The organism is Pseudomonas vranovensis DSM 16006 (genome assembly GCF_000425805.1).
Taxonomy (GTDB): Bacteria; Pseudomonadota; Gammaproteobacteria; order Pseudomonadales; family Pseudomonadaceae; genus Aquipseudomonas; species Aquipseudomonas vranovensis.
On sequence record NZ_AUED01000002.1, the window covers coordinates 107820 to 125351 of the forward strand.

The window sequence follows — 17532 nt, forward strand, 5'->3', positions numbered from 1 at the left end:
CTGCTCATGTCAGACCCAGTTCGCCCCAGATCCGCCGTACCTCGCGACGCTCTTGCACAAACTGTCCGGCATCGATCACCCCCGCCTGCTTCTGCAGCGCCTGACGGTGCGCGGCGGAACGAAACGCCTTGTACACCTCGCGCAGCAGCACCGCATCGCTGGCCGGCATCAATCCGGCTTGTTCAAGCTCTTCGAGGATACGAATGTTATCGGTCCAGCGCAGTATCGCCGGATGGTCGTGAGACCAGGCCAAAGCGGCGTATTGCACCATAAATTCGATATCGACGATACCACCGGCATCCTGCTTGATATCGAAGGGCACACCCGCATCAAAGGCATTGGCGCCAGTACCGGCGGCGCTGAGTTTGGTGCCCAGGTTGTCGCGCATCTTGGCGCGCATTTCGCTGACCTCTGAACGCAGCTTGGCCAGGTCCTGAGCCTGGCCCAGCACCCGCGCCCGCACCTCTTCAAAGGCCTTGCCCACCTGCGGGCAGCCCGCCAGTACGCGCGCCCGAACCAAGGCCTGATGCTCCCAGGTCCAGGCCTCGTTCTGCTGATAGCGCTCGAAGGCACCCAGCGAGCTGACCAGCAGGCCCGACGCACCGGAAGGGCGCAGGCGCATGTCCACGTCGTAGAGCTGCCCGGAGTTGGTCTGGGTGGTCAGCAGGTGAATGATGCGCTGGCCCAGGCGCGTGAAGAACTGGGCGCTGTCGATCGGCTTGGCGCCGTCGGTTTCGGCTTGTGGGTCGCCGTCATGGATGAACACCAGGTCCAGGTCCGAGCCATGGCCGAGCTCGATACCGCCGACCTTGCCGTAGCCAACAATAATAAAGCCCGGATCACACAGGCTGCCGTCGCTGCGCTTGGGCTGGCCATGGCGCGCCACGGTCTGGCGCCAGGCCAGAGCCAGCACCTGGTTGAGGATGGCTTCGGCCAGCCAGGTCAGGTAATCGCTGACCTTCATCAGCGGCAGGTTGCCGGCGATTTCCGAAGCGGCCACCCGCAGGCTGTGGGCCAGCTTGAAGTGACGAAACGCCTCCATCTGTTGTTCCAGATCGTCCTCGGGAATGCGCGTGAGCCGTTCGCGCAATTCAGCCGCCAGTTCCGGCGCCTGGGGCGGGCTGAACAGGCGACCTTCATTAAGCAGTTCGTCCAGCAGCAACGGGAAGCGGGTGATCTGCTCGGCAATCCATGGGCTTGCCGCGCACAGGGTCAACAAGCGACGCAGCGCCCCCGGGTTCTCGGTAAGCAACACCAGATACGCCGAACGCCGCGCCACTGCTTCTACCAGCGGCAGCACCCGTTCCAGTACCAGGTCCGGGTCGGCATGTTCCACCGCCTGCGCCAGCAGGCGTGGAATAAAGGCATCCAGACGCTCGCGCCCCAACCGCTGCATGGCGCGCAACTGCGGGCTGGCGCGCAGGCCGGCCAATTGCTTGAGGGCCTTGCCCGGGTCGGCAAAACCGGCGTCTTCCAGTTGGCGGCAGGCGGCCTCTTCATCCTGGGCTTCTTCCCAGAGCGGCAACCACTCGCCGCCGACAATCACTTCACCCTCTTCGCTTTCATCTTCATCCGGGTCGGCGATCACCTGGCGGAAGTGCCAGTCGACGCGTCCGCGCCAGTGCATCAATTGCGCATGGAAGCTGGCCCAATCGGCAAAGCCGAGCATGAAGGCGATGCGAGCACGGTCCAGTTCATCGTCGGGCAGCATCTGGGTCTGACGGTCGGCGATAGCCTGGATGGCGTGTTCGGTATAACGCAAGAATTCGTAGCCTTCACGCAGCTCGGCGATTACCACCGGCGGCAGGTAGCCCTGGCCTTCCAAGGTGGCGAGCACCTTGAGCAAGGGCCGCTGCTGCAGGCTCAGGTCGCGCCCACCGTGGATCAACTGGAATGCCTGGGCGATGAATTCGACCTCGCGAATGCCGCCGGCCCCCAGTTTGATGTTATCGGCCATGCCCTTGCGCCGCACTTCCTGCTGGATCAGCTGCTTCATGGTGCGCAGCGCTTCGATCGCCGAGAAGTCCAGGTAACGCCGGTAAACGAAGGGGCGCAGCATATCCAGCAACTGCGCACCGGCGACCTGATCGCCTGCCACCACCCGCGCCTTGATCATCGCGTAGCGTTCCCAGTCGCGGCCCTGGTCCTGGTAGTACTGCTCCAGTGCATTGAAGCTGAGCACCAGGGCGCCGGCCGAGCCGTAGGGGCGCAGGCGCATGTCGACGCGGAACACAAAACCATCGACGGTGATCGGGTCCAGGGCCTTGATCAGCCGCTGGCCCAGTCGGGTGAAGAACTCCTGGTTGTCCAGCGAGCGCTTGACCCCCTCGGTTTCGCCGCCCTCAGGGAAGGCGAAGATCAGGTCGATGTCCGACGACAGGTTCAGTTCCACCGCACCGAGCTTGCCCATGCCCAGGACCACCATGTGCTGCGGCTGGCCGCTGCGATGGCCGATGGGTGTGCCGAACTGCTGGCAGTGGCGTGGATACAGCCAGTTGTACGCCTGGTCGATGGAGGCATCGGCGAGGTCCGACAGGTCACGGCAGGTCTGCACCAGGTCGGCCTGGCGGTTCAGGTCACGCCAGATAATCCGCACCTGCTGGCGGCTGCGCTGGCGACGCAGATTGCGGGCCAGTTCGTCTTCAGTCTCGGCGACCTGGGTTGCAGCTTTGATCTGCGCGCACAGTTCACCCGGGGCGAAGGCGCGGTCCAACTCACCGCTCGTCTCCAGTTCGATCAACATGGTCGGGTCACGCAGGCTTTGCTCGAGGACAAAATCGCTGGCCGCCGCGACCCGGGCAAACTGCGCCCAGCGCTCTGGCGCCCAGTGTTCAAGCGACAGCTCAGGCTGCTGGGCCACGGCACCGCGCAGCGATTGTTCGTTACGGCTGACCAGCGGCGCGAGGGTGGCTGGCAGATCGACCAGCGAAGGCAGGCTCATGGTCTATCCTTGATCGGCGAGAAAAGATTGGCAGCGATTGGGCGAAGGAGCCCGGGCCACGGTTGGACTGTCGTACAAAAGTTAGAAATAGCTGAAAAACCTGATTCTCTGGCAGAAACCATCGCAGCAAACCTTTTCGTAACTTGTTTTTGACCACCGGTATCGTTTTATCCCACAACCCAAACTGCGGCCACGAGCCATTTTTCTGTAGTTTTACTACTGCTTCGTCACTTCAAAAGCATGAAATGGTGATTCATTTGTAGTAAAACTACACAACGCCGGTACACTCTCCGGTAATCCAAGAATTTCATGTCGTCTGCCCAAAAGGCCAGTCGCAAACTCAGGCAACCGATTCTGGAAGCCTTTCCGCCCTGGAGCAAGCCATGCAAGACCTCGATCCCGTCGAAACCCAGGAATGGCTGGACGCCCTGGAGTCGGTTCTCGACAAAGAAGGCGAAGACCGCGCTCACTATCTGATGACCCGTATGGGCGAGCTGGCCACCCGTAGTGGCTCCCAGCTGCCATACGCCATCACCACGCCATACCGCAACACCATCCCTGTCACCCACGAAGCACGCATGCCTGGCGACCTGTTCATGGAACGCCGCATTCGCTCGTTGGTCCGTTGGAACGCGCTTGCAATGGTGATGCGCACCAACCTGAAAGACTCGGACCTGGGCGGCCACATTTCGAGCTTCGCCTCCAGTGCCACCCTGTATGACATCGGCTTCAACTACTTCTTCCAGGCCCCGACCGACGAGCACGGCGGCGACCTGATCTTCTTCCAGGGCCATGCCTCGCCAGGCGTCTACGCCCGCGCCTTCATGGAAGGCCGCATCAGCGAAGACCAGATGAACAACTTCCGTCAGGAAGTCGATGGTCAAGGCCTGTCGTCCTACCCGCACCCATGGCTGATGCCTGATTTCTGGCAGTTCCCGACCGTTTCGATGGGTCTGGGCCCGATCCAGGCGATCTACCAGGCACGCTTCATGAAGTACCTGGAAAGCCGCGGCTACATCCCTGCAGGCAAGCAGAAAGTCTGGTGCTTCATGGGCGACGGCGAGTGCGACGAGCCGGAATCCCTGGGCGCCATCTCGCTGGCTGGCCGCGAGAAGCTGGACAACCTGATCTTCGTCATCAACTGCAACCTGCAGCGCCTCGACGGCCCGGTTCGCGGCAACGGCAAGATCATCCAGGAACTCGAAGGCGTGTTCCGTGGCGGTGGCTGGAACGTCAACAAAGTGGTCTGGGGCCGTTTCTGGGACCCACTGCTGGCCAAGGACGTCGACGGTATCCTGCAGCGCCGCATGGACGAAGTCATCGACGGCGAATACCAGAACTACAAGGCCAAGGACGGCGCGTTCGTCCGTGAGCACTTCTTCAATACTCCAGAACTCAAGGCCATGGTCGAAGACCTGTCCGACGACGAAATCTGGAAGCTCAACCGTGGTGGCCACGACCCGTACAAGGTCTATGCAGCCTACCACCAGGCGGTCAACCACAAAGAGCAGCCGACCGTCATCCTGGCCAAGACCATCAAGGGCTACGGCACCGGTGCTGGCGAAGCCAAGAACACCGCGCACAACACCAAGAAGGTCGACGTCGACAGCCTGCGTCACTTCCGTGACCGCTTCGACATCCCGGTCAAGGACGAAGAGCTGGAAAACCTGCCGTTCTTCAAACCCGAAGAAGGCAGCGCCGAAGCCCGTTACCTGGCCGAGCGTCGTGCCGCCCTGGGTGGTTTCGTGCCTCAGCGCCGCGCCAAGAGCTTCAGCATTCCGACCCCGCCACTGGAAACCCTCAAGGCCATCCTCGACGGTTCCGGTGATCGCGAAATCTCCACCACCATGGCCTTCGTGCGGATTCTCGCGCAGCTGGTCAAGGACAAGGAAATCGGCCAGCGCATCGTTCCGATCATCCCGGACGAAGCCCGTACCTTCGGTATGGAAGGCATGTTCCGCCAGCTGGGCATCTACTCGTCCGTCGGCCAGCTCTACGAGCCAGTCGATAAAGACCAGGTGATGTTCTACCGCGAAGACAAAAAAGGTCAGATCCTCGAAGAAGGCATCAACGAAGCGGGCGCCATGTCCTCCTTCATCGCTGCCGGTACTTCGTACTCGAACCACAACCAGCCGATGTTGCCGTTCTACATCTTCTACTCGATGTTCGGCTTCCAGCGTATCGGTGACCTGGCCTGGGCCGCTGGCGACAGCCGTACCCGTGGCTTCCTGATCGGCGGTACCGCCGGCCGGACCACCCTCAACGGTGAAGGTCTGCAACACGAAGACGGTCACAGCCACCTGCTGGCCGCGACCATCCCGAACTGCCGCACCTACGATCCAACCTACGGCTACGAGCTGGCGGTGATCATCCAGGACGGCATGAAGAAGATGACCGAAGAGCAACAGGACGTCTTCTACTACATCACCGTGATGAACGAAGCCTACACCCAGCCAGCCATTCCGGCCGGCGCCGAGGAAGGCATCATCAAGGGCATGTACCTGCTCGAGGAAGACACCCGCGAAGCGGCGCACCACGTACAGCTGCTGGGCTCCGGCACCATCCTGCGTGAAGTGCGTGAAGCGGCGAAGATCCTGCGTGAAGAGTTCAACGTCGGCGCCGACGTCTGGAGCGTCACCAGCTTCAACGAACTGCGTCGCGACGGCCTGGCCGTAGAGCGCAGCAACCGCCTCAAGCCTGGTCAGAAGCCGCAGGTCACCTACGTCGAAGAGTGCCTGGCTGGCCGTAAGGGCCCGGTCATTGCCTCCACCGACTACATGAAGCTGTTCGCCGAACAGATTCGCCAGTGGGTGCCGAGCAAAGAGTTCAAAGTCCTGGGTACCGATGGTTTCGGTCGCAGCGACAGCCGCAAGAAACTGCGTCACTTCTTCGAAGTCGACCGCAACTTCGTCGTGCTGGCTGCACTGGAAGCCTTGGCTGACCGTGGCGATATCGAACCTAAGGTCGTGGCTGAAGCCATCACCAAGTTCGGCATCGACCCGGACAAACGCAACCCACTGGACTGCTGAGGAGTATTTTTAAGTGAGCGAACTCATTCGCGTACCTGACATCGGCAGCGGTGAAGGTGAAATCATTGAGCTGTTCGTCAAAGTCGGCGACCGCATCGAGGCTGACCAGAGCCTGCTGACCCTGGAGTCCGACAAGGCCTCCATGGAGATCCCGGCCCCCAAGGCCGGTGTGATCAAGTCGCTGAAGGTCAAGCTGGGCGACCGCCTGAAAGAAGGCGACGAACTGATGGAACTGGAAGTCGAGGGCGCAGCTGCTGCGCCCGAGGCTCCGGCCGCCGCTCCGGCTGCCGAACAGAAGCCTGCTGCAGCCCCGGCTGCAGCGGCCGCTCCGGCACCGGCTGCCGCCCCTGCTGCTGCCACCGTCCAGGACATCCACGTTCCAGACATCGGCTCCTCGGGCAAGGCCAAGATCATCGAAGTCCTGGTCAAGGTCGGCGACACCGTCGAAGCCGACCAGTCGCTGATCACCCTGGAATCGGACAAAGCCTCGATGGAGATCCCGTCTCCAGCCGCAGGCGTTGTCGAAGCCGTGATCGCCAAGCTCGACGACGAAGTCGGCACTGGTGACCTGATCATCAAGCTCAAAGTTGCAGGCGCTGCGCCTGCTGCGGCCCCAGCACCTGCCGCTGCCGCCCCGGCGCCAGCCAAGGCTGAAGCTGCACCGGCTGCTGCGCCTGCACCGGCTGCTGCCCCGGCCGCCGCTCCTGCTGCAGCCCCTGCCGCTGCCAGCGGTGCCAAGGTTCACGCCGGCCCTGCCGTGCGTCAGCTGGCCCGCGAGTTCGGCGTCGAGCTGAGCGCCGTTGGCGCCACTGGCCCGCACGGTCGCATCCTCAAGGAAGACGTGCAGGTCTACGTCAAGGCCATGATGCAGAAGGCCAAGGAAGCCCCAGCCGCCGGTGCAACCGGTGGTGCTGGCATCCCGCCGATCCCGGAAGTCGACTTCAGCCGCTTCGGCGAAATCGAAGAAGTTCCGATGACCCGCCTGATGCAGATGGGTGCTACCAACCTGCATCGCAGCTGGCTGAACGTGCCTCACGTCACCCAGTTCGACAGCGCCGACATCACCGAGCTGGAAGCTTTCCGCGTTGCCCAGAAAGCCGTTGCAGAGAAGGCCGGCGTCAAGCTGACCGTACTGCCACTGCTGCTCAAGGCCTGCGCCCACCTGCTCAAGGAACTGCCGGACTTCAACAGCTCGCTGGCACCAAGCGGCAAAGCGATCATCCGCAAGAAATACGTCAACGTCGGTTTCGCCGTAGACACCCCGGATGGCCTGCTGGTCCCTGTGATCAAGAACGTCGACCAGAAGAGCCTGCTGCAACTGGCTGGCGAAGCGGCGGCCCTGGCTGAAAAAGCCCGGACCAAAAAGCTGTCGGCTGACGACATGCAAGGCGCCTGCTTCACCATCTCCAGCCTCGGCCACATTGGCGGCACCGGCTTCACGCCGATCGTCAACGCGCCAGAAGTGGCGATCCTGGGTGTTTCCAAGGCCACCATCCAGCCTGTCTGGGATGGCAAGGCCTTCCAGCCCAAGCTGATGCTGCCGCTGTCGCTGTCTTACGATCACCGTGTGATCAACGGCGCGGCTGCCGCACGCTTCACCAAGCGTCTGGGCGACCTGCTGACCGACATCCGCACCATGCTGCTGTAATGCTGTTTCCTGTCTCCTCCTGCCGGGGGAGACAGGCTCCCTTTTCGAGCTGCCACGCTCGTACCTCAACCCCGTCACTTTGGCGGGGCTTTTTTTGCCCGAAATTCTGCACCTCGACCGCTGCGCGGCCGATCGCAGGCTATCGCCAGCAGCTACAAAGGCATGCCTGTAGCCGCTGCCGAGGAACGAGGCTGCGATCGACTGCACAGCAGTCGCCATCCTGTCAGCCCGCGCCTACAGAATTCCGTCGCCCTGCCGACACAATGGTATTGCTTGCTAGCCTCAAGCTCATCATGCAACCTTGCCCAACCCGTGTAGTCGCTGCGTGCGCTACCTGCGCGACCAGCCTTCTTGAAGCGAGCTCTCGATGAAAAGCCAACCCGATGCCGCCAGCCGTATGGCGGCCGAGGTAGTGACGCAACTGCCAGTGCCCTCGCGGCTCGGCATGCTGCGTTTCGAGCGGCTGAACGAAGCCAGCTGGGCCCTGCTTTACCTCGATCCGGCCTGCGAGCGTCAGTTCGGCGTGGCGGCGGTCGATCTCTGCGCCCTGGTCGGCTCGCCCTACGCCAGCCTGATGGAGCCCGAGGCGCGCTACAAGCTGCATGACGACATCCAGCTGCAACTGGGCCAGCGCCCCAGCTACCTGGTGCGCTATACCTTGCACACCGCCCAGGGGCCGTTGCACCTGCTGGAACTGGGCGAAGCCTACAAGCAGCACAATCGCCAGCTGCTGCGCGGTTACCTGATGGTGATCGACACCCACCCAGGCGATACCCCGGACCTGAGCGCGGCCGAACTCGAGACCCGCAACAACCGCTTGCAGATCGCCCTGCAGCTCAACCAGCGCGCCCAGCAGGAGCAACTGGAACACCTCGAGCGGGTAAGCGCCCAACAGGAGCTGATCCTGCACCTGGCGCGCCACCGCTACACCGCCAGCAACTCACTGCTCGAAGCCGCCGAGCTGATCACCCGCAGCGCCTGCGAGATCTACAGCATCGATTGCGCCAGCATCTGGCACCTCGAAGGCCAGCGCCTGGAGCCGATTTCCGCCTACTACCGCGAAACCCAGAAATACACCCTGCCCGAGCCCATCGACGTGGGGCGCTTTCCCGACTACCTCGACGCCCTGCACACCAGCCGCGCCATCGACGCCCACAATGCCAGCCACGACCCGCGCACCCGTGAGATGGCCGAGAGCCTGCGCCCGCGCGATATCAACGCCATGCTCGATGCCAGCATCCGTATCGATGGCCAGGTGGTTGGCGTGCTGTGCCTGGAGCACACCGGCTCACCGCGGGCCTGGCAGTCGGATGAGATCGCCTTTGCCGGTGAGCTGGCCGACCAGTTCGCCCAGGTCATCAACAACCACAACCGCCGCACCGCCACCAGCGCCCTGCATCTGTTCCAGCGTGCGGTAGAGCAAAGCGCCAACGCCTTCCTGCTGGTGAACCGCGACGGTGTGGTCGAATACGTCAACCCAAGCTTCACCGCCATCACCCAGTACAGCACCGACGAGGTCCACGGCCAGCGGCTCTCGGAACTGCCAGCCCTCGAGAACCTCAGCGAGTTGCTGTTCGATGCACCGTCGAGCCTGGCCATCGGCAACAGCTGGCAAGGCGAGTTCAAGAGCCGGCGCAAGAACCTCGAGCCCTACTGGGGCCAGCTGTCGATTTCCAAGGTCTACGGTGACAACCGCGAACTGACCCACTACATCGGCATCTACGAAGACATCACCCAGAGCAAGCTGGCCCAGCAGCGCATCGAGCGCCTGGCCTACACCGACAACCTCACGAGCCTGGGCAACCGCCCCGCGTTCATCCGCAACCTCGATGAGCGCTTCGCTCGCGACAGCGACAGCCCCATCAGCCTGCTGCTGGTGGACATCGACAACTTCAAGCGGATCAACGACAGCCTCGGTCACCAGACCGGCGACAAATTGCTGATCAGCCTGGCCCGGCGCCTGCGCAACAGCCTCAGCGCCGGCGGCAGCCTGGCGCGCTTTGCCAGCAACGAATTTGCCGTGCTGCTCGAAGACACCGACCTGGATATCGGCCAACAGGTCGCCCAGCAACTGCTGTGCACCCTCGACAAGCCCATGTTCGTCGACAACCAGCTGATCAACGTCACCGCCTCAGTGGGCCTGGCCTGCGCTCCCCTGCATGGCCGCGACCCGCAGACACTGATGAAGAACGCAGGCCTGGCCCTGCACAAGGCCAAGGCCAATGGCAAGCATCAAGTCCAGGTGTTCACCGAGGCCTTGAACGCCGAAGCCAGCTACAAGCTGTTCGTCGAGAACAACCTGCGCCGAGCCCTGACCCAGAACGAGCTGGACGTGTTCTACCAGCCCAAGCTGTGCCTGCGCAGCGGCCGCTTGCTGGGCCTGGAGGCGCTGCTGCGCTGGAACCACCCGGAGAAGGGCATGATCCGCCCGGACCAGTTCATCAGCGTGGCTGAAGAAACCGGCCTGATCATCCCCATCGGCAAATGGATCGCCCGCCAGGCCTGCCGCATGAGCCAGCGCCTGTGCAGCGAAGGCCTGGGCAACCTGCAGGTGGCAATCAACCTCTCGCCCAAGCAGTTCTCCGACCCTGACCTGGTCGCCTCGATCGCCAATATCCTCAAGGAAGAAGCCCTGCCGCCGCACCTGCTGGAACTGGAGCTGACCGAAGGCCTGCTGCTCGAAGCCACCGAAGACACCCACCGCCAGCTCGACCAGCTCAAGCAACTGGGCCTGACCCTGGCCATGGACGACTTCGGCACCGGCTATTCCTCGCTGAGTTACCTGAAGAAGTTTCCAATCGACATCATCAAGATCGACCGCAGCTTCATCCATGAAATACCGGACAACCAGGACGACATGGAGATCACCTCGGCGGTGGTGGCCATGGCCCACAACCTCAAGCTCAAAGTGGTCGCCGAAGGCATCGAGACAGCCGAGCAACTGGCATTCCTGCGTCGCCACCGCTGCGATGTGGGCCAGGGCTACCTGTTCGACCGGCCGATTCCGGGCAGCGAGCTGGTCGAGAAACTCAAGCGCTATCCGCGTGGCCCCGGCGCCTGACAGCGGCGTAACAGTCGGGCAATATAGGGTCCATTCGAGACCCATCGCGCGGCAAGCCCGCTCCTGCACCTGCGATGGGCCAACACTAAAAGAGGAACAGTTATGGTCCTGCGCTCGGAAATCCTGGTGAATAAAAACGTCCTGCCTACCGCCGAACAGGCACTGCCTGGCCGCGAAACCCCAATGACCCTGCCTGAAAAGCACTACGTGTTCAAAGACACGCCGCTGCTCGGCCCGTTCTTCGAAAACGTCGACTTTGCCATCTTCGGCCTGGGCTGCTTCTGGGGCGCCGAACGCCGCTTCTGGCAGCGTGAAGGCGTGGTCAGCACCGTGGTCGGCTACGCCGGCGGCTTTACCCCGAACCCCACCTACGAAGAAGTCTGCTCGGGCCTGACCGGCCACACCGAAGTGGTGCTGGTGGTGTTCGACAAGGACAAAGTCAGCTACCGCGAGCTGCTGGCCATGTTCTGGGAACTGCACAACCCCACCCAGGGTATGCGCCAGGGCAACGATATCGGCACCCAGTACCGCTCGGTGATCTACTGCACCAGCCCGCAGCAACTGGAAGAAGCCCAGGCCAGCAAAGACGCCTACCAGGCTGAACTGACCAAGGCCGGATTCGGTGAAATCACCACTGAGATCGATCAGGCGCCGACCGTGTACTTCGCCGAGGCCTACCACCAGCAGTACCTGGCCAAGAACCCCGAGGGCTATTGCGGCATCGGCGGTACCGGTGTCTGCCTGCCACCCAGCCTGCAAGGCAACTGAGGAGCGATCATGTCTGCACCGACCATGACACTGTTCCACTCACCGGCCTCGCCCTTTGTGCGAAAGGTCATGGTGGTGCTGCATGAAACCGGGCAAACCAACCGGGTTGCTGTTCAAAGCATCAACCTGAGCCCGGTCGCCCCCGATGCAGACCTGAACCTGACCAACCCGGCTGGCAAGATCCCGGCCCTGCGCCTGGACGACGGCAACGTGCTGTTCGACAGCCGGGTGATCTGCGAATACCTCGACTTGCAGCATGTGGGCAACCCGCTGATCCCCAAGGAGGGCGCCGCACGCTGGAACCGCCTGACCCTGGCGGCCCTGGCCGATGCCGTCATGGATGCCGCCGTGCTGACCCGCTACGAGACCTTCCTGCGTCCGGAAGAAAAGCGCTGGGACAGCTGGGTCGACGCCCAGCAGGACAAGATCCGCCGTGGCTTGGCCAACCTTGAGCAGGAGCACATTGCCGAGCTGGCGTCAGTGTTCGACATCGCCGCCATCGGCGTGGCCTGTGCCCTGGGTTACCTCGACCTGCGCATGCCGGACTTTGGCTGGCGCAAGCGGCAGCCAAAGCTTGCGGCGTGGTATGCCGAAGTGAGTCAGCGCGACTCGATGCGGGCTACCGATCCGTCGATGAACTGACGGGCCTTGTCGAGGAAGCTGTAGCCGCTACCGCCAGGCTGCAATCGGTCGCGTAGCGGTCGTTGTCAGCACATGACGACTGCTGCGCAGTCGATCGCAGCCTGGCGGCAGCGGCTACAAAGACACTTGCCTGCACTCCCGCGATCTCAGCATTCCAAATGATGGCAACATTCAGCGCCATCACCGCCCCCAGGCTCCTCTCCTCGCGCAACCCGCTCATTGCCCTCTCCCGATGCTGTACCAGTCCAGTCGGCGGGTCAGCACCATGAACACACCCAACAACCCGAACAACAGCAACGACCCCATCAGCAGCGCATAGTCCTCGGCGCTGAGCAGGCCGTAGAGCATGCCATAGAGCACTGCCAACCCCAGGGCAAAGCCCAGCGCCCGCCACAGGCTGTGCAGCACGTGGCACAGGTAGAAACCGACCAGCAACACACAGGCCCCGGCCGACAGCAGGTACGCCACGCCAAAGCCCAGGTGCTCGGACAACGACAACAGCAACAGGTAGAACAGCGCCAGCGCCGCGCCGACCAGGGCGTACTGGATTGGGTGAACGCTGAGGTTCTTGAGGATCTCGAACAGGAAGAAACCGGCAAAGGTCAGGACGATGAACAGCAGCGCATATTTGATCGCCCGTTCGCTCTTGAGGTACTGGTCCACCGGGTCGACAAAGCTCACGCCGAATGCGCGGCCACGAAAGTCGTCGCAGTTGGCATGCACCTGGCACTGGCTCAAGGCGTCTTCCAGGTTGGTGGAGAAGAACGAAGTCTGCCAGCGGGCGGAGAACCCCCCGGCGTCCACTTTGCGGCTGCTGGGCAGATAGTTGCCGATAAAGCTTGGATGCGGCCAGTTGGAGGCCATGCTCACGCTGGTGCTGCGGCCCACCGGCAGCACATGCAACTGCCCGGTGCCCTGCAGGCTGAGATCAAAGCTGTAGTCGATCACGGCTTCGGCGTGGGCATCGAGCGCGCCCAAGGCTGCATGCACACCACTGCCCAGCCAGCCCAGACGGGTTCCGGGCTGGAAGTCCAGGCGACGATCATTGAGTTGCAACTGCAGGCCTTTGTCGATGCCACGGATGTCACTGATGCCGACCGCCAGGAAGGCCGGCTCGAAGCGATAGTCGGCGTAGTCCTCAGTGATCCCCCATTGTGCCGGCAGCTTGAATTGCCCGCTGATATGGTTGTCGGCGTGGAACAACCGGGCCTGGTAGATCCCCCGCGAACGCAGCTCGGTGTCGATGCTCGACTTCAGCTCGAAGGTTTCTGGCAGGAAGTACAGGTGACCGCTGACCTGGCTGTTCTCCTGGGTAGTCTGGCCGTCCTGGAGTTTCCAGCGCCGTTCGGTCTTGCGGTACGGTACTACCAGCACCGGCCCGCTGATCTGCTGGCTGAAGCTGGAGCTTTGGGCAATGTCCTGCACGACGGTGTCACGCAGGTCCTGGCGCTCGCCAATCAGGCCACCGATCATCAGCAACGGGATCAACAACAGGATGATCAGGAAGGCAATCGCGCCGAGTTTGATACTCAATGTTCGGTTCATGAAAAAGGCTCCGGTTTCGATGGGCAGAGTCTGCGCACGCGAAATGGAGCCCTTGAGTACTTATGTGGAGGCTATGTGGAGTTTGTGTGAAGTCTTCAGCCAAAGCGCTTGGCCGCTAGCCACAGCCGCACGCGCACACCGTCTTCGACGTTGGCCACTTCCAGCGAGCCGCCGTGCAGTTGCATCACTTCCTCGACAAAGTTCAGGCCAAGGCCTGTGCTCTTGCGGCCACTGAACGGGCGCGGCAACGAATAGAAACGCTCACTCACCCGCCCCAGCGCATAGTCGGGAATCGCCTCGCCCTGGTTGAACAGGCTCAGAGCCACGCGACCCTCGCGCCGCTCGAGCTCGAACAGCAGCATGCCGCCGGGCGGGGTGAAATCCAGGGCGTTGTCGAGCAGGTTGGCAATGGCCTGACGCATCAGAAATGGCTCGCACAACAGGCGCACGTTAGCTGCTACCCGCTGACGCACCTGCAGGCCGGTGCTTTCGATGCGCGCCCCCTGGGCCACCAACAGCTCATCGATCAGTGCCGCCAGCGGCACCTGCTGCTGATCTTCCAACGCCTGCATCTGCTCGACCTGCGCCAGGTTCAACAGGCGCTCGATCAGCTGCTGCATGCGCGCGCTTTCACTCTCTATGTTGCCGGCAAAGCGCTGGCGCTGCGCCTCGTCCATCGGCCCCTGCAGCAGCTCCGAGGCACCGCGAATGGCGGCCAACGGGCTCTTGAGTTCGTGGGTCAGGGTATGGACATAGCGCTCGACATAATCCTTGCCTTCAAGCCGGGTACGCATGCGCTCGACCGCAGCCGCCAACTGTCCCAGCTCACCACCACGGTAATGCGGCAGTGTGGTGCGCTCTCCTTCGCTGACCGCCTGGGCGTAATGGGTCAGGCGCCGCAGCGAGCGCGCCAGCCACCACGACAACGCCGCCCCCACCAGCAAGCCCAGGCCGATCAACCCCAGCCCCAGGTACAGCAAGCGCTGCTCCGAGCGGTCGATATAGGGCTGCAACGACTTGTTCGGCTTGGCCACGGTCACCACGCCAATGATCTTGCCCTCATCGAGGATCGGCGCCGCCACATGCATCACCGACGACTCCGGGTCATTCGGATCGCTGCGGGTGGAACGCGCGCCGTATTCGCCACGCAGAGTCAGGTAGACATCGTTCCAGCGCGAATAGTCCTCGCCCACGGCCGCACCGCTGGAATCGAGCAGCACGATGCCCTGGGCGTCGGTGACATAGATGCGGTGATTGACCTGGTTCTTCGACAAGCCCCAGATGTCTGCCTTGGGCTGACGCTGGCCATAGGCGCGCAACAACTGCGGCAGGCGGCTCTGGCCGAGGGTTCCGGCCTTGACGTCGTCGTGAAGGATCTCGGCCAGCAGGTTGGCGGTATCGACCAGGGTTTCTTCGGTGGATTGGCGCACACCGGGACGGATCTCTTCGCGCACGGTGCTGAGAATGAAAAAACCGATCAGCCCCACAAACAGGAAATAGACCAGGAAAATCCGGATTCCCAGGCGCATCAGCTATGGCTCGGGCTGTAGCTGTAGCCCAGGCCCCGGTGGGTCTGGATCGGCTCGGCGCTGGCCACCACCTGGCGCAGTTTGGCGCGCACGCTCTTGATGTGACTATCGATACTGCGCTCGTAGCCGGCATCGGCGGCCACGCCCACGGCGTCGAGCAACTGCTCGCGGCTGAACACCCGCTCGGGCTGCTCCAACAGGCACTGCATCAAGCGAAATTCGTGACGGGTCAGGGTCAGGGGCTGGCCGCGATAGCTGATCTGCATACGCAGGGTGTCGAGCTGGAACACGACCGGTGCCTCGGGTTCGGTACGCGGCGCCGTGCGCTTGAGAATCGCCCGCACCCGTGCAGCAACCTCACGGGGGCTGAAGGGTTTGACCACGTAATCGTCGGCACCGATTTCAAGCCCCACCACCCGGTCGATTTCACCGTCACGGGCACTCAGGAACATCACTGGCACCTCGGTGAAACGGCGCAACTGCCGACAGGTTTCAAAACCGCTGATATCCGGCAGGCCGATATCCAGAATGATCAGATCGGCCGGATGCAGGCGCTGTTGCTCAAGCGCAGCGCTGCCCAGCGAGACCCACTCGGTGCTGTGACCATCGCCCTGCAGGGCGAAGATCAGGGTATCGGCGATGGCGGCTTCGTCTTCGACGATCAAGATATGGGGCATTTGGAGCTGCAAGCCTCAAGCGACAAGCTTCAAGTAGAAGCGGATTGGGTGACGTTACACCGAAGCGCTTTTTCTTGCAGCTTGCAGCGTGAAACTTGCCGCTGGCGCATCAACAGTCCGGCTTGCCCGCCGTAAACCGCCGTGCCGGGTTCACCGCTGCCTTGAACTCACGCAACGCCTTGGCGCCGATCAGCAACGGGTAGTTGAAGCTGCTGCGGTCGGTCAGGTTGACCTCCACGGTGCGCTTGACGTCACCCAGGCACAGCTCCAGGTCGACCACCGGGCGCTTGCTGATGTCGGCACCTTCGCCGTCTTCGTCCTCGTCGGCGCGGTTCTTGATCTTGCTCATGCGCGCCAGTTTGTGTTCATAGACCTTGCCGTCGGACTCCTTGGTCGCCAGGCGAAAGCGCACCCAATCTTCACCGTCGCGGGTAAAGCGCTCGATGTCCTTGGCCGACAGCGACGCGGTCAGCGCACCGGTGTCCATCTTGGCCTTAAGGGTTTCACCGCCAAACTCCGGGAGCTTGATGTATTCGTAGCGGCCATACAGGGTTGGGTCGGCGGCCATGACCGGCAGCGCGAGCAGGGACAACAGTGCAAGTACAGATTTCACAGGATCCGCTTCCTTGAGAAAAGACAGTGTTTAGACTGCGAAGGCAGGATAGGTTCGCGTTGATAGCTTACTCAACACAAAGTGAAACATTTGTGCGACCCGGGCAGAGCGGAGCATTTGGCGTACGCCCGGAGGCTGCTTATCATTGCCGACCGCTTACTTGAATATAAGAGTCTTCTTATGCGCCGCTTGCTGACGGGCATTCTTGTGACCACGCTGTTGCTGCTCAACACCCTGGTCCTGATCGGCCCGCTGATGGTCTTCGCCCTGCTCAAACTGGTCCTGCCCGGCCGTTACCGTGAGTACGCCTCCTGGGCGGTGATGTGGATCGCCGAGACCTGGGCCGAGATCGACAAACTCATCTTCCGCCTGTGCATCCCCACCGTGTGGGAAGTGCGCGGCGCCGCCGACCTGCGCCTGGATACCTCCTACCTGGCGGTGAGCAACCACCAGAGCTGGGTGGATATCCCGGCACTGATCCAGGCGCTGAACCGGCGCATTCCGTTCTTCAAGTTCTTCCTGAAAAAAGAGCTGATCTGGGTGCCGCTGCTGGGCCTGGCCTGGTGGGCGCTGGATTATCCGTTCATGAAGCGCTACAGCAAGGCCTTCCTTGCAAAGCACCCTGAGCTCAAGGGGCAGGATCTGGAAATCACCAAGGCCGCCTGCGAGCTGTTCAAGCGCCAGCCGGTGACCGTGGTCAACTACCTGGAAGGCACGCGCTTCACCGAAGCCAAGCGCCAGGCGCAGCAATCACCGTTCCAGCACTTGCTCAAGCCCAAGGCCGGTGGCGTGGCGTTCGTATTGGCAGCGCTGGGCGAGCAACTGGACGCCCTGCTCGACGTCACCATCGTCTACCCCGGCAACAAGCCCCCCGGCTTCTGGGACCTGCTCAGCGGCGCAGTGCCCAAGGTAATCATCGACATCCAGGTGCGCGAGCTGGACCCGGCCCTGTGGACCGGCGACTACGAAAACGACCCGGTCTTCCGCCAGACCGTGCAGGACTGGATCAACCAGCTGTGGCACGACAAGGACGCCCGCATCGAAGCACTGCGTGCCGAACTGCGCTGACCTGTGGGCGC

The 17532-nt window shown here is 62.5% G+C and carries 11 protein-coding genes; 6 read left to right on the plus strand and 5 right to left on the minus strand.

Annotated elements, in window-relative coordinates:
• Nucleotides 1-4 precede the first annotated feature (4 nt).
• Nucleotides 5-2941: a bifunctional [glutamate--ammonia ligase]-adenylyl-L-tyrosine phosphorylase/[glutamate--ammonia-ligase] adenylyltransferase gene (gene glnE / locus H621_RS0104490; RefSeq protein WP_028942211.1), complete on the minus strand. Its 2937-nt coding sequence runs from the start codon at nt 2939-2941 to the stop codon at nt 5-7.
• A 383-nt stretch (nt 2942-3324) separates the two neighbouring features.
• On the opposite strand from glnE, the gene aceE reads away from it, so the two are divergent.
• The 5 genes from aceE (at nt 3325) to H621_RS0104515 (ending at nt 12089) form a co-directional block, all read left to right on the plus strand.
• A complete protein-coding gene (gene aceE, locus H621_RS0104495; RefSeq protein WP_028942212.1) occupies nt 3325-5970 on the plus strand; it encodes a pyruvate dehydrogenase (acetyl-transferring), homodimeric type in 2646 nt (881 codons plus the stop codon).
• A gap of 13 nt (nt 5971-5983) precedes the next feature.
• The gene (gene aceF, locus H621_RS0104500) at nt 5984-7618 is read left to right on the plus strand and encodes a dihydrolipoyllysine-residue acetyltransferase (protein ID WP_028942213.1); all 1635 of its coding nucleotides are present in this window, start codon (nt 5984-5986) and stop codon (nt 7616-7618) included.
• A gap of 367 nt (nt 7619-7985) precedes the next feature.
• Entirely contained in the window at nt 7986-10679 is a 2694-nt protein-coding gene (locus tag H621_RS0104505; RefSeq protein WP_028942214.1) for a putative bifunctional diguanylate cyclase/phosphodiesterase, read from the plus strand.
• Nucleotides 10680-10781: 102 nt separating this feature from the next.
• Nucleotides 10782-11447 carry a peptide-methionine (S)-S-oxide reductase MsrA gene (msrA, locus tag H621_RS0104510; RefSeq protein WP_028942215.1) on the plus strand — a complete coding sequence of 222 codons (666 nt, stop codon included), beginning with the start codon at nt 10782-10784 and terminating at the stop codon, nt 11445-11447.
• A 9-nt stretch (nt 11448-11456) separates the two neighbouring features.
• A complete protein-coding gene (locus H621_RS0104515) occupies nt 11457-12089 on the plus strand; it encodes a glutathione S-transferase (protein ID WP_036989484.1) in 633 nt (210 codons plus the stop codon).
• A gap of 216 nt (nt 12090-12305) precedes the next feature.
• Here H621_RS0104515 and creD read toward each other — a convergent pair whose 3' ends face one another.
• The 4 genes from creD to rloA2 all read right to left on the minus strand — a co-directional run bounded on the left by creD (nt 12306) and on the right by rloA2 (nt 16453).
• The gene (gene creD, locus H621_RS0104520) at nt 12306-13634 is read right to left on the minus strand and encodes a cell envelope integrity protein CreD (protein WP_028942217.1); all 1329 of its coding nucleotides are present in this window, start codon (nt 13632-13634) and stop codon (nt 12306-12308) included.
• Between the two features lie 95 nt (nt 13635-13729).
• Nucleotides 13730-15163: a two-component system sensor histidine kinase CreC gene (gene creC, locus H621_RS0104525; RefSeq protein WP_028942218.1), complete on the minus strand. Its 1434-nt coding sequence runs from the start codon at nt 15161-15163 to the stop codon at nt 13730-13732.
• Nucleotides 15163-15840 carry a two-component system response regulator CreB gene (gene creB, locus H621_RS0104530; protein WP_028942219.1) on the minus strand — a complete coding sequence of 226 codons (678 nt, stop codon included), beginning with the start codon at nt 15838-15840 and terminating at the stop codon, nt 15163-15165. Before creB ends, creC begins: the two co-directional genes overlap by 1 nt.
• A gap of 109 nt (nt 15841-15949) precedes the next feature.
• A complete protein-coding gene (gene rloA2 / locus H621_RS0104535; RefSeq protein WP_028942220.1) occupies nt 15950-16453 on the minus strand; it encodes a retropepsin-like aspartic peptidase RloA2 in 504 nt (167 codons plus the stop codon).
• Between the two features lie 180 nt (nt 16454-16633).
• On the opposite strand from rloA2, the gene H621_RS0104540 reads away from it, so the two are divergent.
• Nucleotides 16634-17521 carry an acyltransferase gene (locus H621_RS0104540; RefSeq protein WP_028942221.1) on the plus strand — a complete coding sequence of 296 codons (888 nt, stop codon included), beginning with the start codon at nt 16634-16636 and terminating at the stop codon, nt 17519-17521.
• The last annotated feature ends 11 nt before the right edge of the window (nt 17522-17532 follow it).